Raw genomic sequence first — 20617 nt, 5'->3', positions numbered from 1 at the left:
TTCGCGGGGAAGTCTGGATCACCTCCTGGACGAAATCACGGACGGCACGGGGTCCTTCGTTCGGGGGGCGCCGGCATCACCGTGTTGATCCGGGTCCCGCCTGTCTTTCGCCGGTTCGGCGGGGGGCCGGCCTCGTACACCTCGGCCGTACGCTCGATCATCGCCGTCCGGCAGGCCGCTTTCCGGCCGCGGGCGGACACTGCGGGCGGGCGACGCCGGTGGACGGCGGACGGAGCCGGGCGGAGCGGCCAGGAGGCGCCCACGACGCATTCCGCCGGGATCCAACCGGCACGGATCACCGTGCCACGACCCGGTTCGGGCAAGGGCCGGCGGGGTTCCCGCACTGGCACGCAGGCTTCGGCTGACCGGATTCGTTCGCACACGCCAGGAGGGCCGGAAGGCCTCGGGCATATCCCCGAGGCAAGTCCGCCACAGATGTTGCCAAACGCCTTACAGGCCGTCGCCGGCTGTGCAACAGTCGTTACCGGCCCTTCCTTCAGAACCGGTCCCTCCTCAGACTTGGCCGTGCCGCGCCTGTATCGGAGTTCAGATGCCGTCCCACCTGTACGCGGACCGCCCCGCGCAACCCCCCGAGCCAGGGTCGGTGGACGCGCTGATCTCTCAGACCCGACAGCTCCGGGGAGAAGTCGACGCAGTCCGCCGCGACACCGTGGTCGACGACGACGACGCGCAGGGCCGCTGGCAGCGCGCGCTGTGCGATCTCGCCGTCCACCACCTCGACGACCTCCGCGCCCACCTCGGCCAGCTCAAAGAGGGACTGCCACCCACCTCGTCCGAGTCCGCCGCGCTGCCGCAAGCCGCCCCCGAAACGGGCGCCGAGGCACAGCAGACCAGGGTCGGCAGTGCCGAGTGGAACCTGCTGACCGACGAGGTCAGTTGGTCCGACGAACTCTTCCAGATCTTCGGCCGCTCCCCCGAGGCCGGCGCGCTGCCCCTCGACGAACTCGGATCCACCCTGTTCTCCGAGGACCAGCCGCTGCTGACCGCGATGGTGACGGCCTGTCTGGTGGACGGCAAGCCGATAGACGGCGAGTTCCGCATCGTCCGGGCCGACGGCCGGGTCCGGACGCTGCACATGAGGGGCGAGCCGGTACTCGACTCCGACGGCTGCACGGCCTCCATGTGGGCCGTGCTGCGGGACGTGAGTGAACTGCGCCGGAGCCAGCGGGCGGTGCGCGAGTCACGGGACTCGCTGCAGCGCCGGCAGGAGATCGCGCAGACCGAGCGCCGGCTGGCGGTCGAGCTGCAGGAGGCCGTGCTCCCCCCGTGGCGCGGCTCCCTGCGGTTCCCGCACGACAACACGAGGGCGCTGGACGTCGCGGCGCACTACCTCCCCTCCGCGACCAGCGCGCTCATCGGCGGTGACTGGTACGACGCACTCGAACTCCCCGGCGGACACTCGATGCTGACGGTGGGTGACCTCACCGGCCACGGGGTGACCGCCACCTCCGGCATGGCGATGATGCTCGGCGCCCTGCGCGGGATGGCGATGGCGGGCATCGAGCCGGGCCCGCTGATGGGCTGGCTGAACCAGCTACTGGAAACCTCCGTCCAGCCCGCGCTGGGATCCGCGGTGTGCTGCCGCTACGATCCCGCGCGCCGGGTGCTGTCCTGGGCGCAGGCCGGCCACCCCGCCCCGCTGCTGTTCCGGCGCGGCCAGGGCCGTTCCCTGCTGCCGCCCGAGGGCGTCCTGCTGGGAGCGACCTCCGGAGCCGCGTACGGCCAGGCCGAGGAGCGGCTGGAGGTGGGCGACGTCCTCGTCCTGCACACCGACGGACTGACGCCGCGCAGCATCGAGTTCAGCAGGACCGACGGGACCGAACGGCTGCTGGCGCTGGCACCGCACTTCTCCGCCGCCCGGTCCGCCCAGGACTGTGTGCGCCTGGTGATCGGGGAGTTCGGCGAGGGCGAGCGCGAGGACGACGCCTGCGTACTGGTGGCCCGGATCGGCTCGTAGCGGGCGGCGGGCCGCGGGGGCTTCGCGGGATGCGGGGCTTCGCGGGATGCAGGGCCGCGCCGGAAGGCGCGGCCCTTCTCTTCGTGGGACCTCTTTCGTCGTCGACCCGTCGGCCACCGCTCTCAGACCGACCGCGCCACGGGGCTGTTCGGGAGGGCCAGCTTGATCTCCTCGCGGAGCTCCTCGATGCCGGCGAAGCCGGAGTAGTGCCCCGTCAGCCGGTACATCTCGCGCAGCCGGTCCCATGTCCGGTGCGAGGAGGTCTCGTTCATCGAGACCAGCGCCAGGCGGGCATAGCGGTCGGCCTGCTCCGGGTCGTCGGCGATGAAGCAGGCGGAGGCCATCGAGATGTAGTCGAAGATCTTCGAGCGCTGGTGGCCGTCGGCCCGCAGCCGCAGGGCCTCCTTCGCGTGCTGCTGCGCGATGGACGCCGCCGAGGGGTCGTGGTCGGCGAGGGTACGGAAGGCCAGCGCCTGCATGCCGTGCAGATCAGCCTCGTCGAAGTGCTGCATCCAGGACGGCGGCGGAACGTCGCCCGAGGTGGACACGAACAGGTCCTCGGCCTCGCCCAGGGTGCGGCGCATGGCCTGCCCCTTGCCGAGCGCGGCCTGCGCCCAGGCCTCGATGGTGTGGAGCATGGCGCGGGTCCGCGGCAGGGTCTGCTCCCCGGAGCCGGACTGCGCCAGCTTCATCAGGTCGAGCGCCTCGTTCGGCTTGCCGAGGTGGACCATCTGGCGGGCCGCGCGGGACAGCGCCTCCCCCGCGCGCGGCCGGTCGCCGCCCTCGCGGGCCGCGTGCGCGGCGATGACGAAGTACTTCTGCGCGGTGGGCTCCAGGCCCACGTCGTGGGACATCCAGCCCGCCAGGACCGCCAGGTTGGCCGCCACCCCCCACAGTCTGCGCTGGAGGTGGTCGGGGTGGTGGTACGCGAGCATGCCGCCCACCTCGTTGAGCTGCCCGACCACGGCCTTGCGCTGGAGGCCGCCGCCTCTGGAGGCGTCCCAGGCGCGGAAGACCTCCACCGAGCGCTCCAGCGCCTCGATCTCCTGGGAGCCGATGGGCGCCGCCTCGTAGCGGTCGTAGCCCGCGGAGTCGGCCTGGAAGCCGTCGCCGTGGCGCTGTACCTCCTTCGCGCGGGCGGGGTCGGAGTGGAGCCAGTCGTGCATGGCGTTGCCGATGGCGGAGCCGGCGGTGAGCACGGCACCCGCGCTCATCAGACCGCGACGGTTGAGCATGAGGTCCATTCCCGTGAATTCGGTGAGGACCGCGGCTGTGCGTTCGGGCGCCCAGGGCAATCCGTCGGGGTTCTCCTGCTCCCCGTCCGGTTGCTGTTTGGCGGTGCGCCGTTGTCGTACGAACCCGAGGTCCTCGATGGTCACGACACGACCGAGCCGCTCGGTGAACAGTGCTGCCAGTACCGTGGGCACCGGTTCGCGCGGGGTCTCCCCCATGTCGATCCAGCGCCGCACCCGCGAGGTGTCGGTGGCCAGCTGGTGGTGGCCCATCGAGGCCGCCTGCCGGTTGACCATCCTCGCCAGTTCGCCCTTGGACCAGCCGGCCAGGCCGAACAGGTCGTTCAGACGGGTGTTTGGACCTTTGCTCACGTCAAGCCCCCAGGTTCTCGGCTGAGTTGACAGTAACCCCCCGTCAGATGCCGAGCGACTATTCGCCAGGGTTCGCCAGGGCACGCAATGTGGTCCGCCACCCACGCCGGGGTGTCAGGTAGGAATGCGCCTCCCCGACCCGGTCACCGGCGGAACTCCCCAGGGTGATGCACGGGATCCGGCGGGGCGGCGTATGCAACTCGTCGGCGCACGAAGGGATCCGTAACGCCATGTACGCAGCCACGTCCTCCGTGTCCGCCCCGGTCCGGCCGCACCGCACGCTCCCCGCGGGCGGCGGCCCCTACCTCGAACCCGGCCGCCCCGCGGCCTCCGCGCAGGGCGCCCTACGGGCACGGCGGATGCCGGGTACCGGATCGCAGCCGCTCAGCGGGAGAATCGACCTGTCGGGCCCGCAGGGCGCGCAGTTGCGCACCGCACTCGCCTCCGTTCAGCGCATCTGTCCGGAGTTCGCGCCCGTCCAGGTACTGCGCCGCAGCGGCCGTTCGGTCCTGCTGGTGGGAACCACCGGACGGATGACGGCCGTCGCGAAGGTATTACTGGATCACTCGCCCGAGTGGCGCGAGCGGTACCGGCACGAAATAGCGACGTACCGGACGTTCGTCCGGCACCGCCCTCAGGTCCGGGTGCCGCGGCTGATCGCCGCCGATCCGGAGAACTGCGTACTGATCGTCGAGCGGATGGCCGGCCGCGTCGCGGCGCTCCAGCGGCATCCGGTGGAGGCCCCGCCGCGGGCCGACCTGCGGGCCGCGCTCGGAGCGGTGCGCCAGGTGAACGGCTGGCGGCCCGCCGACGAGTTGTTCGGGCGGCCGCTGGACTACGACCGGCGGATCGCCCGGGACTACCAGCTGGGCCTGCTGACCGACCGTGACTTCGGCGATCTGCAGAAGCTGCTGCACGGCGTGAAGATGTCGGGCAACCCCTGGCAGTTCAACCACGGCGACGCGCTGCTGTCGAACCTGCTGCTGTCCCCGACCGGTCCGGTGCTCCTCGACTGGGAGCACGCGGGCTGGTACCGGCCGGGCTACGACCTGGCCACCCTGTGGACGGTACTGGGCGACGCCCCGATCGCGCGGGCCCAGATCAGCCGCCTGGCGCAGGCGGCCGGGCCCGCCGCGCGGGACGCGTTCCTGGTCAACCTGATGCTGGTGCTCACCCGGGAGATCCGGATGTCGGAGACGGCCGTACAGCGCTCGATGCTGGCGACCACGCCCACCCAGGCGCCGCCGGCCGGTTCCCTGTCCTCGGGCGAGGAGCAGCGCCTGCTGCTGCGCCGCCTGCACGACGACGCGGGCATGGCCCGCAGGGCGGTCCGTGCGGCGGTGGGCACGCGCTGACCCGGGCCGCGCAGCGCGCGGTCGCCCACGAGAGCCCGTGCCGCACACACCCGGTGTGTGCGGCACGGGCTTTCGTGCGTCCGGGCCCCGAACCGCGCGTGCTCAGCGCAACTGGCGCGTATGCCTTGACTTCACATGATCCCCCGAACACCTTTTCTGACTCAGCATCAGAATGCTGGAGCCGTCCCCCCACTCCCCTCTCCGCTGGAGCCTGCCCATGACCGCGAGAACCGCCTCCGCAGCGAGTTCCGTACCGAATTCCCATCCGAGTTCCGAGCCGGGTTCCGAGCCGGGTTCCGCCCTCCCCTCCCGCCGGACGGTCATGGCCGGGGCGGGGGCCGGTGTGCTGGCCGCCACCCTGCTGCCGGCCGCCGCGGCCCATGCGGCCGGTGAGCCCTCGCTCGGCGAGTACGACGTCGTCGTGGTCGGCTCCGGAGCCTCCGGAATGACGGCCGCGCTCACCGCGGCCAAGCGGGGCCTGAGTGTGCTCGTGATCGAGAAGGCCCCGACCTTCGGCGGCTCGGCCGCCCGTTCCGGTGCCGGGATCTGGCTCCCCAACAACTCGGTGATCCTGGGCGCGGGCGTCCCGGACACCCCGGCGAAGGCGGCGCAGTACCTGTCCGCCGTGGTCGGCGACGGCTCCTCCGCGGACCGGCAGGCCGCCTTCCTCGCCAACGGGCCCCGGATGCTGGACTTCGTGATGGCCAACAGTCCGCTGCGCTTCCGCTTCATGGACGGCTACAGCGACTATTACCCGAACCTCCCGGGCGGGCTCCCCAACGGCCGCTCCATCGAGCCGGACCAGATCGACGGGAACATCCTCGGCGCCGAACTGGCCCACCTGAACCCGGCGTACATGCCGGTGCCGGCCGGAATGGTGGTGTTCAGCCAGGACTACAAGTGGCTCAACCTCGCCGCCGTGAGTGCCAAGGGGCTCGCGGTGTCCACCGAATGCCTGGCGCGCGGCACGGCGGCCGCGCTGCGCGGGCAGAAGCCGCTGACCATGGGCCAGGCCCTGGCGACCGGTCTGCGGGCCGGTCTGATCCGGGCCGGGGTCCCGGTGTGGCTGAGCAGCCCGCTCGTCGACCTGGTCCAGGAGGGCGGCGCCGTCACCGGCGTGGTGGTGGAGAAGGAGGGCGTACGGGGCGTGGTGCGGGCCCGCAAGGGCGTGGTCATCGGCTCGGGCGGCTTCGAGCACAACGCCGCGATGCGGGCCCAGTACCAGCAGCAGCCGATCGGCACCCAGTGGTCGGTCGGCGCGAAGGAGAACACGGGCGACGGGATCCGGGCGGGCCAACGGGCCGGTGCGGAGCTGGCGTTGATGGACGACGCCTGGTGGGGTCCCTCAATCCCGCTCCCGAACGAACCGTACTTCTGCCTGGCCGAACGGACCCTGCCCGGGGGCCTGATGGTCAACGCGAAGGGTGCCCGTTTCGTCAACGAGGCAGCCCCGTACAGCGATGTGGTGCACGTGATGTACGAGAAGGACCGGGATGCGGCCGGCTCGCACATTCCGGCCTGGCTGATCGTGGATCAGAATTACCGCAACAAGTACCTGTTCAAGGACATCCTGCCGACGTTCGTCTTCCCCGACTCCTGGTACCAGGCGGGCGCGGCGAAGAAGGCGTGGACCTGGGACGCCCTCGCCCACCAGATCGGGGTGCCCGCGGCCGCCCTGCGCTCCACCCTCAACCGGTTCAACGCCCAGGCGTGGAGCGGCACCGACCCCGATTTCCACCGGGGCGACACCGCGTACGACCACTACTACACGGACCCGGGCGTGACGCCGAACTCCTGTCTCGCCCCGATCTGGGCGCCGCCGTTCTACGCCTTCAAGATCGTGCCGGGCGACCTGGGCACGAAGGGCGGCATCGTCACGGACGCACGGGCGCGCGCGCTGCGCGCGGACGGGTCCGTGATCCGGGGCCTGTGGGCGGCGGGCAACGCGAGTGCGGCCGTGATGGGGCACAGCTACGCGGGAGCCGGTTCGACGATCGGTCCCGCGATGACGTTCGGCTACGTGGCCGCCAACGACATCGCGGACGGCGCGTGACCCCGGCGGAGCGGGCCCGCCCGGACTAGCCTGCCCGGACCAGCCCTGCCGACCAGCCCTGCCGGACTAGCCCTGCTGGAAGAGCTCGGCCGGGAGCGGCTTCAGCAGCGCGTAGAGGTCGTCCGTGATCGGGCGGTCCCAGCTCGCGATGGTGACCAGCACGTTGTCACTGCGGTCGAACTGCACGCAGCTGATCCGGCTCTCGGAGAGCTTGATCTTCCGGACGATGAGCAGGTTGTCGCCCTGCATGACGGGGCAGTCCTCGGCGCCGGTGACCTCGACGTCCTCGTCGTTCTCGAGGGCGTCGAGGAGCTGGGCCACCTCGAAGGGGACCTGACCCTCCGAGAGGTCGCGCGCGGGGGATCCCTCGGGGAGGTTTCCGATGATCATCGCGGGGCCGCGTCCGCCGAACAGGTCGTAGCGGAGGAACACACCCTGGCAGCTGCCGTCGGGCGCGGGCAGCAGCCCGGCCCCGAGATTGCCCGGCCAGTCCCCCGGGTCCATGGCCAGGACGTCGAAGTCCGGGCCGTCGGGTGTGGCGGCGCGGTGGCGGCGGAGGAAGGACATGCCGCAATGGTACGTGCCCCGCCGCCTTTCCCGGCCCCGCACCCCCTGACCCGGGGCCCCCGGCCCCGGCCGGGCGAAATCAGCCCCTCCGGCGTCTGAGGAGCAGGGGTCCGGGGACTGGTCCCCGGCAACGGCGCCGCACCCGGCATCGGGTCCGGGGCGGAGCCCCGGGGAACGGTGGAAGGGCGGGTAGGGGACTTCGCCCCGCGGGCCAGCCCACCCGCACCCGCACGCCGCTACTCGGCCCACGGCAGCGGCCGAGACCGGTCAGAGGGCGGCCCCGGGCACCGGGTCGCGGGGCAGGGCCCCGTCCAGCGCGAGCAGCGCAGCCGTGCCGGTGGCCACCAGGCCGTCCGCACCGCAGGCGCGGGCCGCCAGCACCGCACGCCGCAGGAGCTCCGCGTCCCCCCGCTCCTCCCCCAGCGCGGCCAGCGCCAGCGCCAGCTCGTAGGCCGCCGGCGAAGCCGACAGGACCTCCACCGCCTCCTCCAGGAGGACCGCTCGGTCCCGCGGCGCAGCCACCTCCGCGGCCACCCGCAGGGCCTGGCCGATGCCGGAAGCGGCTCCGAAGGCGCGGGCCCGGCGTACCGCCTCCCCGGCGAGCTCCCGCGCCCGCGCCGGGTCCTCCGCGGCTACGGCCCGGGCCAGGTGGAGCCGCCAAGGGCACCAGGAAGGGTTCTGGATGCCCCGGGGGGTCAACCGCCGGTCCACGGCCTCCAGCTCGGCCGCCGCGGCCTTCGCCTGGCCGCGGGCCAGCAGCAGTTCCGCGTAGACGGTCTGGGAGTCGGGGAAGACGACCGCCGCCGGGAAGGGTTCCCCGTACTCGTGTTCCCGGGACAGCTCCCAGGCCTCCTCCGCCCGGCCGCGCGCCAGCAGCGTGGTGACGAGGATCGCGATGGCGTACCAGTGCACGGGCGTACGCCGGCCGACGCGCTCGGCGAGGCGCAGTCCGGCCCGCGCCAGCTCCTCCGCCTCGGCCAGCCGCCCCCGGCGGTAGCGGATGTAGGCGCGCAGGCTGTAGGCGAAGGACAGGTGCGCCCCGCGCCAGCCCTGCCGCTCGAACTCGGCGGTGCCCGCCTCGAACAGTTCCTCCGCGCGCTCCGGCCGGTCGGCGTACATGTGCACCATCGCGACGAGCACCGGGACCTCGAAGCCCCGGTCCGCGTACGCCCAGCTGAACTCGGTCTCCAGGACCCGCCCGGCATGGTGGAGCACCACGTCGACCGGCTCCCCGCGCAGGCAGGCGTCCCAGGCGCGCAGCCCGATGACGTACCGCTCGGTGAGGTCCCGCCCGCTCAGCCGGTCCGCGAGCTTCGCGAGCCGCCGCGAGCGCGCCGGGGAGTCCGGCTCGGCGGCGTTGAAGGCGTCCCACATGAACTGCTCGGACTGCAGGCGCAGCCGGCCGCGCAGGTCCTGGGTGTACGGGATCTCGCGCGCGAGGCACTCCGAGGCCTCGGCGAGCCGGTCGCTGTGCGAGAGCACCTGGGCCAGCCGGATGACGATGCCCTGGCGCAGCGCCGGGTCCTCGAAGGGCTCTGCGAGGGCGGCGCGCAGGTGGTTGACGGTGTTGGCGGGCTCGGTGAGCAGGGAGGCACAGCCCAGTTCGTACAGGACGGCCGCGCGCTCGTCGAAGTCCGGGGGTTCGCGCAGGGCCCGCGCGAGCTGGCGGCGGGCGGCTTCGGGGGCGCCGGCCCGGAGGTTCTCGCCGGCGGCCTCGCGCAGGGTGCGCACCACCCAGGGGTCGTTCTCGGGGTGGGTCTCGAGCAGGTGCCGGGCCGCGGCGGAGGGTCCGAGTCCCGCGTCGACCACGGCCGCGGCGGCCTTGCCGTGCAGGGCGACGCGCAGGGCGTCGGGGATCGCGCGGTATATGGCGGTGGCGATGAGGGGGTGTACGAACTCCAGCCCGGACTCGTCCGCTTCCTCGGCGGCGGCCGACAGGATGCGGGCGTCGCGCAGCCGCCCGGTGGCGTCGACGGCCTCCTCGGTGCCGAGTCCGGCGACGCGGGCCGCGAGTTCCCGGGGGATGTCGGTGCCGAGGACGGCGCAGGCCCAGGCGAAGCGGACGGTGGACGGGCCCAGGCTGTGCAGGCGGGCGACGAGGCCGCTGCCGCGCTGGGCGGCGGCGAGGTCGCGCAGCAGCGGGGCGCTGGCTTCGACGGGGGCGAGGCCCTTGTCCCGGACCTTGGCGGTGAGCTCGACGGCTTCGAAGGGGTTGCCGGTGGTGACGGCCCAGGCCTCGCGGCAGAACGCCTCGTCGGCGTGTGCGCCGACGGCCTCGCGGACCAGGCCGGAGACGGCCTCGGCGGTGAGCGGAGCGAGGGACAGCGGGCGGTGTCCGGCGCGGCCGGGCAGCGTACGGAAGGCCTCGGCGTGCGCGGGCAGTTCGTCGGGGCGGTAGGCGACGACGAGGAGGAGCGGCAGGTGTTCGGCGCGCGGGGCGAAGGCGGCCAGCCAGGAGAGGGATTCGGGATCGGCCCAGTGGGCGTCGTCCAGGACGAGGGCGACGGGGGCGCGCTGTACGACGAGGTGGGTGAGGACCCAGTCCAGTCCGTCGCGCAGGCCCTGCGGGTCGGGCGGGGCTCCCTGCTCGGCCGCGCAGAGGCCGAGGGCCGGGCCGACGATGGAGTACCAGCTGCCGAGGGCCTCGCGCAGTTCCGCGTCGGAGGTACCGGCCAGTTGGGGCTGGATGAGCTGGCGGGCGACGTGGAAGGGCTGACTCTGCTCCTGTTCGCCGCCGCGTGCGGCGAGGACGGTGCACCCCTTGGTGTGGGCGCGGCGGCGGACTTCGGCCAGGAGCGTGGTCTTGCCGAGGCCGGCGGGTCCGGAGAAGGCCAGCAGGGCTCCGCCGGCGTCGGGGCCCGGGTCCGTGAGCTGGTCCAGGGCCTCGTCGACGGCGGTGAGCTCCGTGTCGCGTTCGAACATCGTGCGCCGTTTGCGGGTCCGGCGTTCCGTCATGGCTGGTACCCCCCAGGCCTGTTCGGGGGTTCAGCGTACGCCCGCGCACGCGCCCGGGAAGGCTGGTGCGGCAAATAAAGCTGATCTTCTTCCGGGAAGCGCCGGACTGTGCTTACCCTCGTCGGCTCAGTCCTGTGCGGGGCCGTGCGCGGGGTCCTGCGCGGAGTCGTGCGCGGGGTCCTGTGCCGAGCGTTCCGCGAGCGCTTCCAGGACGGCCACGGCCTCGTCGGCCCGGGCGGCGTCCACGAAGAGGTGGTCGTGGTGGTAGCCGGCGATGACGTTGCAGCTCAGGCCGTGTGCGCCGAGCTCGGTGGCGAAGGCCGCGGTGAGGCCGACGGCGTCGAGGGCGGAGTGGACGCGCAGGGTGATCCAGCCCGCGGTGTACGTGTACGGGAGGCCGGCCGCGTCGGCGTCCTCCTGGCTCAGCACGAGGGTGAGCCCCTCGGGTTCCAGGACGGAGGCGACGGGGGTGAGCCCGGCCAGGGCCTCCGGGTCGGTGTCGCCGGGGACGGTGCAGAACACGTACAGCCCGTCGTTCAGCTCGGGCCGCATGCCGCTCAGCAGCTTCCGCAGGTCGTTTTCTCCGCTCATGTCCCCCACCGTAGCGGTCGTCCCGTCGCGCCCGGCACGACACCCTTGGCCGCCGACCGGGCAGTCGGTCAGTCGCCCTCGTAGAGCCGCCGGTGCCACCAGGCGCGCGGACGGCCGCTCCAGTCCGCCCAGCCGGCGGCGGGCGGGACCGGGTGCGGGAGCGTGCGGCGGCGGAACCGCGCGTCCAGACCGCGCAGCACGCGGCCCAGCTCGGTGCGGGCTGCCGGCGGCAGGTCCCGGTACAGCTCGCCCAGGTCGTCCCGGACGACGGCGACGTCGTCGCGTGCGCAGCCGGGGCAGGCCGGGCACTCGGAGGGGACCAGGAGCAGGGAGCCGCCGGGGCGGCTCAGGAAGGTGCGGTACCGGATCAGCAGATCCACGATCTCGTAGGCCCGTCCGGGCCGGGCCCAGTGCGCGGCAGCGGCCGCGCCGGGCGACAGCCGGTCCACGGGCGGGAGTTCCCGAGCCCAGGCGGGCGGTCGGCGGTCCTCGTACGTTCCTCGTTCGGCGCGCAGGGCGCCGGGCCGTCTACGCGGCATCGCCCTTTCGGCGGGTGATCGTCATGGCGGCCATGGTGCCGGGCCCCTCCCGGTCGGGCAAGGGATTTACGGGGATCAGGAGGTGCGGGGATCCGGGGATCCGGGGATCCGGGGATCCGAGGAGGATGCGGCCCCCACCGGGGCGGCGGCTCCGCGCCCGGTGGTGCGCCGCGTACGCGTCCCCTCGCCGGCTACGTGAGGTCGAACTCCCCGCCCCGCGCGTCCAGGACGAACTTGCGCCACTCGTCCGGCGCGAAGATCAGCGAAGGGCTTCCGGGCCGGTCTCCGTTGCGCATCGCGATGAACCCCTCCACGAAGGCGATCTGGACGTCACCCGCCCCCCGGCTGCTCGACTGCCAGTCCGCCCCGGTCAGGTCGAGGTCCGGCTTTCCCCAGCCGGCGGGCGCCTTCGAAGTCATGCTCTCTGCCACGTGCGTGCTCCTCCCGGTACTCCCGGTTCGTCGTCCCGGGGCCAGGTTAGCCATCGCACGCCGTGCCGCACAGGCCACGTCGCGTCACTCGTGGCCTGTACGGCACCCCGCCCTGAACCCCGTTTCCGCTCAGGTGCCGGGCTGCTCCGCTCCCACCAGCCACATCGCGAAGAACTGCGCCCCGCCGCCGTAGGCGTGTCCCATCGCCCGCCGGGCGTCCGGGACTTGGTGCTCCCCCGCCTGACCCCGCACCTGGAGGGCCGCCTCCGCGAAGCGGATCATGCCGGAGGCGCCGATGGGGTTGGTGGACAGGACGCCGCCCGACGGGTTGACCGGGAGGTCCCCGTCGAGTTCCGTGACTCCGGCCTCGGTGAGCTTCCAGCCCTCGCCCTCGTCGGCGAAGCCGAGGTTCTCCAGCCACATCGGCTCGTACCAGGAGAACGGCACGTACATCTCCACGGCGTCGATCTCCCGGCGCGGATCGGTGATCCCCGCCTGCCGGTAGACGTCGGCCGCGCAGTCCTTGCCCGCCTGCGGGGACACGAAGTCCTTCCCCGCGAAGAGCGTCGGCTCGCTGCGCATCGCCCCGCCGTGCACCCAGGCCGGCGGCTTCGGCGAACGGGCCGCGCCCGCCCGGTCGGTGAGGATCATCGCGCACGCCCCGTCGGAGGACGGGCAGGTCTCCGAATACCGGATCGGGTCCCACAGCATCGGGGACGCCTGGACCTTCTCCAGGGTGATGTCGTGCTCGTGCAGGTGCGCGTACGGGTTCTTCAGCGCGTTGCGGCGGTCCTTGTACGCGACGAGCGAGCCCACCGTGTCGGGGGCGCCGGTACGCCGCATGTACGCGCGCACGTGCGGGGCGAAGAACCCGCCGGCCCCCGCCAGCAGCGGCTGCTGGAAGGGGACGGGGAGCGAGAGCCCCCACATGGCGTTGGACTCGGACTGCTTCTCGAAGGCGAGGGTCAGCACCGTGCGGTGCACCCGGGCGGCGACCAGGTTGGAGGCGACCAGCGCCGTGGAGCCGCCCACCGAACCGGCGGTGTGCACGCGGAGCATGGGCTTGCCGACGGCGCCGAGGGCGTCGGCGAGGTACAGCTCCGGCATCATCACGCCCTCGAAGAAGTCGGGGGCCTTGCCGATGACGACCGCGTCGATGTCCGCCCAGGTCAGCTCGGCGTCGGCGAGCGCCCGCGCCGCCGCTTCGCGCACCAGTCCGGCGATGGAGACGTCGTGGCGGGCGGCCACGTGCTTGGTCTGGCCGATGCCGACGACGGCCACCGGCTCCTTGCCCGTCGCGGCGGAGGTGCTCATGCTCGGTCCCCTTCCAGGACGGCGACCAGGTTCTGCTGGAGGCAGGGGCCGGAGGTGGCGTGCGCGACGGCCCGGTCGGACTCGCCGCGGTGGATGCGGGCGGCCGCCTCGCCGATCCGGATCAGGCCGGCGGCCATCATCGGGTTGGCGGCGAGCGCTCCGCCGGAGGGGTTGACGGCGACGTCCCCGCCGAGCCCGAGGGCCTTGCGCAGCACGACCTCCTGGGAGGAGAAGGGCGCGTGCAGTTCGGCGGTGTCCACCGGAGACTCGAAGACGCCCGCGTGCTCGGCGGCGATCCGCGTCGACGGGGAGTCGGTGAGGTCGCGCAGCCCGAGGCTGTGGGCCTCGATGCGGTGGTCGATGCCGGTGATCCAGGCGGGCCGCTCGCACAGCCGGCGGGCCACGTCCCCGGCGGCCAGGATGACGGCGGCCGCCCCGTCGCCGATGGGCGGGCAGTCGCCGGTGCGCAGCGGGGCGACCTGGTAGTCGCCCTGCGCGACGGTGCCGCTGAGCTGGGCGTGCGGGTTGGCGCCGGCGAAGGCCCGGCTGCGGGCGCCGATCGCGGCGAGCCCGGCTTCGTCGGTCTCCCCCGCGTCGATGAGCGCCTGCGCCTGGAGCGCGGCCAGGGCCACGGAGTCGGGCCAGAGCGGAGCGACGTAGTACGGGTCGAGCTGGCGGGTCAGCACGTCGCGCACCGACCCCGGCGAGGACTTTCCGTACGAGTAGACGAGAGCGGTGTCGGCCTCGCCGGTCTGGATCTTGACCCAGGCCTCGTAGAGGGCCCAGGCGCCGTCCATCTCCACGTGCGATTCGGAGATGGGCGGCCAGGCGCCGACCCCGTCGAGGGTCATGGTGAAGGAGAAGGCGCGGCCGGCCAGGTAGTCGCTGGAACCGGAGCAGGTGAAGCCGATCTCACCCGCCTTCAGCCCGGTGGCGGCCAGCACTTGGTGCAGGACCGGCATGACCATCTCGACTTCGCTGAGCTCGTCGGTGCGGCGCAGGTGGTCGCTCTGCGCGAAGGCGACCACCGCGACCTCGCGGGTGTATCGGGCCATCAGATGAGCTCCTTGTACACGTCGTAGTCCGCGTCCGGCTCTCCGGTGGGGCGGTAGTGGTCGGGGTAGCGCCCGCCCTCGGTCCAGACCGGTTCGACCCGCAGCCCCATCCGCACCTGGTCGTACGGGATGCCGCCGATCCGGCCGTGGAGGGCGAGGCCGGCGCCGTCGAGGGCGATGTGGGCGTAGACGTAGGGCACTTCGATGTCAAGGTTCTTGGCCTTGATGTTGACGATGCAGTAGGTGGTGACGGTGCCGGCGGGCCCGACCTCGACCCGGTCGGTCGTCGCCACCCCACAGGTGGGGCAGGCGCCGCGCGGGGGCACGTACACCTTGTGACAGGAGGGGCAGCGCTCGCCGATGGTCTTCTGCTCGGAGAGCCCGGCGATGTACGCGGTCTGCGCGCGGCCGGGGCTGTACGAGTAGTCCAGGCGGGCCTCGGCGACGATCCCTGTGACGGCGTCGGCGAACTCCCCGCTGTGCGGGGTCGCTTGTGCGTCGCGCGGCTCCCCGCCCCCGGCGGGCTCGAAGCAGGCGATGTCGGTGATCGCGCCCGTCCGCTCGGCGGCCCACCGCACGCGGACGCGCATGCCGGTGGCGACGGCCTCCGGTCCGGGGGCGTCGAGGGCGTGCAGGAGGGCGGTGTCGGCGCCGTCGAGGCGGACGAGCACCCAGGCGAAGGGCGTGGCGAGGGGCTGGTTGGGGCGCGGCGACCCGTTCCAGGCCCAGGTGGTGACGGTCCCGGTTGTCCCCACCTCGACGAGGTCACGGATCTCCTCGGCGGTCACGGGGTCGTACTCGACGGGCGGCACCATCACCTTGCCGTCGGCGGTCGTGACCCCGAGGACGACCCCTTCGCGCAGCCCGGTGAGGAAGGCGCTCTGCACGGGGCCGAGGGAGCGGGTGAAGGGGAACTCGACGACAAGGGGTGCGCGGAGGATCTCGGGTGGCGACGCGGCTGTCATGGGTGGGTCTCCGATGTGTGGGGGTTCAAGAACGGTTGGGTCCGACGCCGGACGTACGCGCCGGCGCCACAGGCCGGGCGACGGATCCACCACGGCCGACGGCGAATGCCGCCGGGGCGCACGCCCTGCGTCGGACGCCACCGGGGGCTGCATGCGGGTCCCGCCGGGGGCTGCGTACGGGTCCCGGCCGGGGGCTGCATGCGGGTCCCGGCCGGGGGTTCCGGCCGGGGGCTGCATACGGTTCCCGCCGGGACCCGCATACGGTTCCCGCCAGGGCTAAATCCGGTCCCGCCAGAACCTGCATACGGTCCCGCCAGGGCCTACATCCGGTCCCGCCAGAACCTGCATTCGATCCCACCAGGGCCTACATCCGGTCCCGCCAGGGCTACATCGGTCCCGCCGGGTAAATCCGGTCCCGCCGGGCGAACATCCAGCCCCTCCGGCGTTTGAGGAGCAGGGGTCCGGGGACTGGTCCCCGGCAACGACGCGGCACCCGGACCCCCGGGCACCCGCCCCCGCACGGCGAACCGCGCACCGCCGGGGCCGATGCAGCCCCGCCGGCGTTTGAGGCGCGGGGTCCGGGGACGCGTCCCCGGCAACGGCGCGGCACCCGGCCCCCGGCCCCCGGCAATGGCGCCGCACCCGGACCGCGGACCGGCCCCACCGGACGGGTGGGCCCGGCGCGGGCACGCGCACCCTACTCCCGCCGATACACCGCGGGCCGCTTCTCGGCGAAGGCCCGCGCCCCCTCCTTCGCGTCAGCGGTGTCGAAGATCGGCCACCCCCGCAGCAGCTCCGCCGCTAGCCCCTCCGACTCCGTCATCTCGGCCGTCTCGTAGACGGAGGCCTTCACCGCCTCCACCGCCAGCGGCCCGCACGCGTTGATCTTCTCCGCGATCTCCAGCGCGGCGTCCAGCGCCGTCCCGTCCGGGACGACCCGCCCCACGAGCCCGATCCGAGCCGCCTCCTCGGCCGCGTACGGCCGCCCGGTCAGCAGCATCTCCAGCGCGTGCGTCCGCGGGATCTGCCGCGGCAGCCGAACCGTCGAGCCACCGATGGGGAAGAGTCCCCGCTTGACCTCGAACAGCCCGAAGGTGGCCCCTTCGCCCGCGACCCGGATGTCGGTCCCCTGGAGGATCTCCGTCCCGCCGGCCACGCAGTAGCCCTCCACCGCCGCGATGACGGGTTTGCGCGGCCGGTGGTGGCGCAGCATCGCCTTCCAGTGCAGGTCGGGGTCGGCCTTGAGCCGGTCCCGGTACTGGTCGCCCGCCATGCCCTTGCCGGCCAGCGCCTTCAGGTCCATGCCGGCGCAGAAGTCCCCGCCGGCCCCCGTCAGCACCACCGAGCGGATCGTGTCGTCCGCGTCGGCCTCCAGCCAGCCGTCGTACAGCCCCACCAGCAGCGGCAGCGAGAGCGCGTTCTTCGCCTCGGGCCTGTTCATGGTGAGCACCAGCGTGGCTCCGTGGCGTTCCACGGTCAGGTGTTCTGTCCCACCCATTGCCGTCCTCCCGTCTCAAGACCTAGAACAGGTTGCAGGAGGGGCGGGTGCAGTTCAATAGTTTTCTGACACCCAGTCAGATTTCTTGGGCGGTCCCCTTCCCTGTTCGGGTTGGCGACGCTCTAATGACCGCCGAGCAGACCAGCCATGGGATTTTCTGGGTCAGGAGGACCGGTGGAGTACAACATTGCCGACCTGTTCGAGTCGGTCGTGGACGTGGTCCCGGACCGCGAGGCCCTCGTGTACGTGGACCACCCCGGGACCGGCGCCGAGCGCCGCCTCACGTACGCGGAGCTGGACGCGGCGGCGAACCGCATCGCGCACCATCTGCTGGACAGCGGCCTGAAGGCCGGTGAGCACCTGGGCCTGCACCTCTACAACGGCATCGAGTACCTCCAGACCGTCCTGGCCTGCCTCAAGGCCCGCCTGGTACCGGTGAACGTCAACTACCGGTACGTGGAAGAAGAGCTCGTCTACCTCTACAACGACGCCGACCTCGCCGCGCTCGTCTTCGAGGGCGAGTTCACCGAACGGGTCGCGGCGGCCCTCCCGCAGACGACGAAGCTCCGTCATCTGATCCGCGTCGGCCCGACCCCCGAGGGCGCCCCGGAGCCCTCGATCGCGCCGGTCGCGTACGCCGACGCGGAGGCGACCGGCTCGCCCGGCCGCGGATTCCCGCCCCGCTCCCCCGACGACCTGTTCATCATCTACACCGGCGGCACGACCGGCATGCCCAAGGGCGTCATGTGGCGCGCCGAGGACCTCTTCTTCGCGGGCCTCTTCGGGGGCGAGCCGACCGGCGAACCGGTGAAGCGGCCCGAGGAACTGGCCGAGCGGGTCGCCTCGAAGGGGGCCGGGCTGACCTTCTTCCCCGCGCCGCCCCTTATGCACGGCACGTCCACGCTGACGTCCTTCATCGCCTTCAACTACGGGCAGCGGGTGGTCATCCACCGCAAGTACGCGCCCGAGGAGGTGCTGCGCACGATCGAGAAGGAGAAGGTCTCCAGTGTCTCGCTGGTGGGCGACGCCATGCTGCGGCCGCTCATCGACGCACTCAACGGGCCCCTGAAGGGCACCGACCTGTCCTCCCTCTTCAGCGTCTCCTCCTCCGGCGCGATCATGTCGGAGACGGTGCGCGCCGAGTTCCAGGCGCTCGTGCCGAACGTGATGCTGCTGAACAACTTCGGCTCGTCCGAGTCCGGTTCGAACGGCCGCGCGACGAACGACTCCAGCCCGGAGAAGGGCTTCCGGCTGGAGGTCAACGAGCGGACACAGGTGGTCGACCCGGTCACCCACGAACCGGTTCCGATCGGCGAGCCGGGACGGCTCGCGCAGCGCGGGTACGTCCCGCTGGGCTACTACAACGACCCCGTCAAGACCGCCGAGACCTTCTTCCAGAAGGGATCCGAGCGGTGGGTGCTGCTCGGTGACATGGCGACCGTGGACGAGCAGGGCATCGTCACCGTCCTCGGCCGCGGTTCGCAGTGCATCAACACGGGCGGCGAGAAGGTGTACCCGGAGGAGGTCGAGCAGGCGCTGAAGTCCCACCCGGACGTCTACGACGCCTTGGTCGCCGGGGTCGCGGACCCGAAGTGGGGCAGCCACGTGGCGGCGGTGGTCGAGGTCCGGGCGGGGGCCACCGAGCCCACGCTCGACGAGATACAGGCCCACTGCCGCACCAAGCTGGCGGGCTACAAGATCCCGCGCCAGCTCGTCATCGCCCCCGCCATCCAGCGCTCCCCGAGCGGCAAGGCGGACTACCGGTGGGCGAAGTCGGTGGCCACGGAGGCGGACGCGGGCGCCGCGGGCTGACCCCGCCCCGCGAACGCCCGCGGGCCGGGACCCGGACGGGTTCCGGCCCGCGGGCGTTCGCGCGTCCCCGCATGACTTCGGAGCGGGAGCGGCCCCCGCTCAGGCCCCGGTGGCCAGGAACCGCTCGACGCGGGCCGCGAACCAGCGCGCCCCGTTCAGCCGTCGGTGTGATCAGGGCCGGCCGGCGCCCGGAGGACAGTACGCCGAGGTCGCCGAGGTAGGCGGAGGCCCGCATGGCGCCGCCGGGGAGGCAGGCGAGCGGCTCGCCTTCGCCCTGGACGTGGTACGCGAGTTCGGTTCCGTCGTCAGTGGTGAAGGTAAAGGTGCAGGTGGAGGGTGTGGAGGCCGCCATGGACGCAATCCCCGTAGACGATCACCCGTTCGAGTAATTGATTTGGCCGCCGCCGTCCGGCAATCTACCGAATGATCGGTCGGTTGACTCGGGCAGGTTGAGCCGGACAAGGGGTGGGCGGCATGGGTACGTACACACGGGGCCACGACGACGGTGCGGACGCGAGCGAGCGGATGGGCCGGGACGAGCTGGCGGCGCTCCAGTTGACCCGGCTGCGGGCGACCTTGCGCCGGGCGTACGACCGGGTGCCCTTCTACCGGCAGGCCTTCGACAAGGCCGGCCTGCATCCCGACGACTGCCGCACCCTCACCGATCTCTCCTTGTTCCCCTTCACCACCAAGTCCGATCTGCGCGACCAGTACCCCTTCGGAATGTTCGCCGTACCGCGCTCCGAGGTCCGCCGCATCCACGCCTCCAGCGGCACCACGGGACGCCCGACCGTCGTCGGGTACACGGACGCGGACCTGTCCACCTGGGCGGACGTCGTCGCCCGCTCGATCCGCGCGGCGGGCGGCAGGCCCGGCCAGATCGTCCACATCGCCTACGGATACGGCCTGTTCACCGGCGGCCTGGGCGCCCACTACGGCGCGGAGCGCCTGGGCTGTACGGTCGTCCCCGCCTCGGGCGGGATGACGGACCGCCAGGTCCGGCTGATCCAGGACTTCAAGCCGGAGGTCATCATGGTGACCCCTTCCTACATGCTGACCCTGCTGGACGAAATGGAACGCCAGGGCATCGATCCCCGCGCCACCTCGCTGCGCACCGGGATCTTCGGCGCCGAGCCCTGGACGGAGGAGATGCGCGGCGAAATCGAGGAACGCCTGAACATCGACGCGGTCGACATATACGGGCTCTCGGAGGTGATGGGCCCGGGCGTCGCACAGGAGTTCGCCACCAGTAAGGACGGGCTTCACATATGGGAGGACCACTTCTATCCAGAGGTGGTCGACCCGCTGACGGGCGCCGTACTGCCCGAGGGCGAGCCCGGGGAGCTGGTCTTCACCTCGCTGACCAAGGAGGCGATGCCCGTCATCCGCTATCGCACCCGGGACCTGACCCGGCTGCTGCCCGGCACCGTCCGGCCGGCCTTCCGCCGGATGGAGAAGATCACCGGCCGCAGCGACGACATGATCATCCTGCGCGGGGTGAACGTCTATCCGACCCAGATCGAGGAGGTGCTCCTGCGGACCCCGGCCCTGGCTCCGCACTTCCAGCTCCGGCTGACCCGGCAGGGACGGCTGGACGCCCTGACGGTACGGGTGGAGGCCCGCCGCGGCAGCGACGCCGCTCAGCGGGAGGCCGCGGCCGCCTCGGTGGTGCGGGCCGTGAAGGAGGGTGTCGGAGTGTCGGTCGCCGTGGAGGTGGTGGACCCGGAGACCCTCGAACGCTCGGTGGGCAAGATCAAGCGCATGGTGGACCTCCGAGAATCCTGACGGCCCGGGCCCTCCCGCGCGGCCTGTCGGCCTTGGGGCGGCCGCGTCGGAGTCCGCGGACCTCGCCGCCTGATCCCAGGGGGCGGGCTCGCCGCCCGCCACGACACGACCGCCG

Annotated in this window: 15 protein-coding genes and 1 pseudogene; 5 read left to right on the top strand and 11 right to left on the bottom strand. The window is 72.6% G+C overall.

Features of this window, described 5'->3' with window-relative positions:
• The first annotated feature begins 550 nt into the window (after positions 1-550).
• Positions 551-1978 carry a PP2C family protein-serine/threonine phosphatase gene (locus tag ACIQV3_RS00910; protein WP_403708381.1) on the top strand — a complete coding sequence of 476 codons (1428 nt, stop codon included), beginning with the start codon at positions 551-553 and terminating at the stop codon, positions 1976-1978.
• A gap of 122 nt (positions 1979-2100) precedes the next feature.
• On the opposite strand, the gene ACIQV3_RS00905 is transcribed toward ACIQV3_RS00910, so the two are convergent.
• The gene (locus ACIQV3_RS00905) at positions 2101-3582 is read right to left on the bottom strand and encodes a hypothetical protein (RefSeq protein WP_403708379.1); all 1482 of its coding nucleotides are present in this window, start codon (positions 3580-3582) and stop codon (positions 2101-2103) included.
• 230 nt (positions 3583-3812) lie between these two features.
• Between ACIQV3_RS00905 and ACIQV3_RS00900 the strand changes: the two genes are divergently transcribed.
• Entirely contained in the window at positions 3813-4937 is a 1125-nt protein-coding gene (locus ACIQV3_RS00900; RefSeq protein ID WP_403708378.1) for an aminoglycoside phosphotransferase family protein, read from the top strand.
• A 322-nt stretch (positions 4938-5259) separates the two neighbouring features.
• A complete protein-coding gene (kstD, locus tag ACIQV3_RS00895) occupies positions 5260-6990 on the top strand; it encodes a 3-oxosteroid 1-dehydrogenase (RefSeq protein ID WP_403709120.1) in 1731 nt (576 codons plus the stop codon).
• A gap of 66 nt (positions 6991-7056) precedes the next feature.
• Here the strand turns inward: kstD and ACIQV3_RS00890 are convergent, their stop codons facing one another.
• From ACIQV3_RS00890 to ACIQV3_RS00850, 9 genes are all read right to left on the bottom strand, one after another.
• A complete protein-coding gene (locus ACIQV3_RS00890) occupies positions 7057-7557 on the bottom strand; it encodes a hypothetical protein (RefSeq protein ID WP_403708377.1) in 501 nt (166 codons plus the stop codon).
• Between the two features lie 267 nt (positions 7558-7824).
• The gene (locus ACIQV3_RS00885) at positions 7825-10512 is read right to left on the bottom strand and encodes an ATP-binding protein (protein WP_403708375.1); all 2688 of its coding nucleotides are present in this window, start codon (positions 10510-10512) and stop codon (positions 7825-7827) included.
• Between the two features lie 126 nt (positions 10513-10638).
• Positions 10639-11103, bottom strand: coding sequence for an ACT domain-containing protein (locus tag ACIQV3_RS00880; protein WP_403708373.1), 465 nt, complete (start codon positions 11101-11103; stop codon positions 10639-10641).
• 68 nt (positions 11104-11171) lie between these two features.
• A complete protein-coding gene (locus ACIQV3_RS00875; protein ID WP_403708371.1) occupies positions 11172-11642 on the bottom strand; it encodes a hypothetical protein in 471 nt (156 codons plus the stop codon).
• Positions 11643-11833: 191 nt separating this feature from the next.
• Entirely contained in the window at positions 11834-12061 is a 228-nt protein-coding gene (locus ACIQV3_RS00870; protein WP_403709118.1) for a DUF397 domain-containing protein, read from the bottom strand.
• A gap of 141 nt (positions 12062-12202) precedes the next feature.
• Positions 12203-13387 (bottom strand): thiolase domain-containing protein, encoded by a 1185-nt coding sequence (locus ACIQV3_RS00865; protein ID WP_403708369.1) that lies wholly within the window; start codon positions 13385-13387, stop codon positions 12203-12205.
• Entirely contained in the window at positions 13384-14442 is a 1059-nt protein-coding gene (locus ACIQV3_RS00860; RefSeq protein ID WP_403708366.1) for a thiolase domain-containing protein, read from the bottom strand. The genes ACIQV3_RS00865 and ACIQV3_RS00860 overlap by 4 nt, the downstream gene beginning before the upstream one ends.
• Positions 14442-15407: an OB-fold domain-containing protein gene (locus tag ACIQV3_RS00855; protein WP_403708363.1), complete on the bottom strand. Its 966-nt coding sequence runs from the start codon at positions 15405-15407 to the stop codon at positions 14442-14444. Before ACIQV3_RS00855 ends, ACIQV3_RS00860 begins: the two co-directional genes overlap by 1 nt.
• Before the next feature lie 697 nt (positions 15408-16104).
• On the bottom strand, positions 16105-16905 hold the full coding sequence (locus tag ACIQV3_RS00850; RefSeq protein ID WP_403708360.1) for a crotonase/enoyl-CoA hydratase family protein: 801 nt from the start codon (positions 16903-16905) through the stop codon (positions 16105-16107).
• Between the two features lie 174 nt (positions 16906-17079).
• Between ACIQV3_RS00850 and ACIQV3_RS00845 the strand changes: the two genes are divergently transcribed.
• Positions 17080-18717: an acyl-CoA synthetase gene (locus tag ACIQV3_RS00845; protein ID WP_403708357.1), complete on the top strand. Its 1638-nt coding sequence runs from the start codon at positions 17080-17082 to the stop codon at positions 18715-18717.
• 169 nt (positions 18718-18886) lie between these two features.
• On the opposite strand, the pseudogene ACIQV3_RS00840 reads toward ACIQV3_RS00845, so the two are convergent.
• Positions 18887-19069, bottom strand: a pseudogene (locus ACIQV3_RS00840) (hypothetical protein); the annotation flags it as partial.
• A 122-nt stretch (positions 19070-19191) separates the two neighbouring features.
• On the opposite strand from ACIQV3_RS00840, the gene paaK reads away from it, so the two are divergent.
• On the top strand, positions 19192-20502 hold the full coding sequence (paaK, locus tag ACIQV3_RS00835) for a phenylacetate--CoA ligase PaaK (protein WP_403708354.1): 1311 nt from the start codon (positions 19192-19194) through the stop codon (positions 20500-20502).
• The last annotated feature ends 115 nt before the right edge of the window (positions 20503-20617 follow it).

The organism is Streptomyces sp. NPDC099050 (assembly GCF_044759865.1).
In the GTDB taxonomy this organism is placed as follows: Bacteria; Actinomycetota; Actinomycetes; order Streptomycetales; family Streptomycetaceae; genus Streptomyces.
Note: the sequence above shows the minus strand (reverse complement) of the source record. Positions and strands in the feature narration are given on the sequence as shown.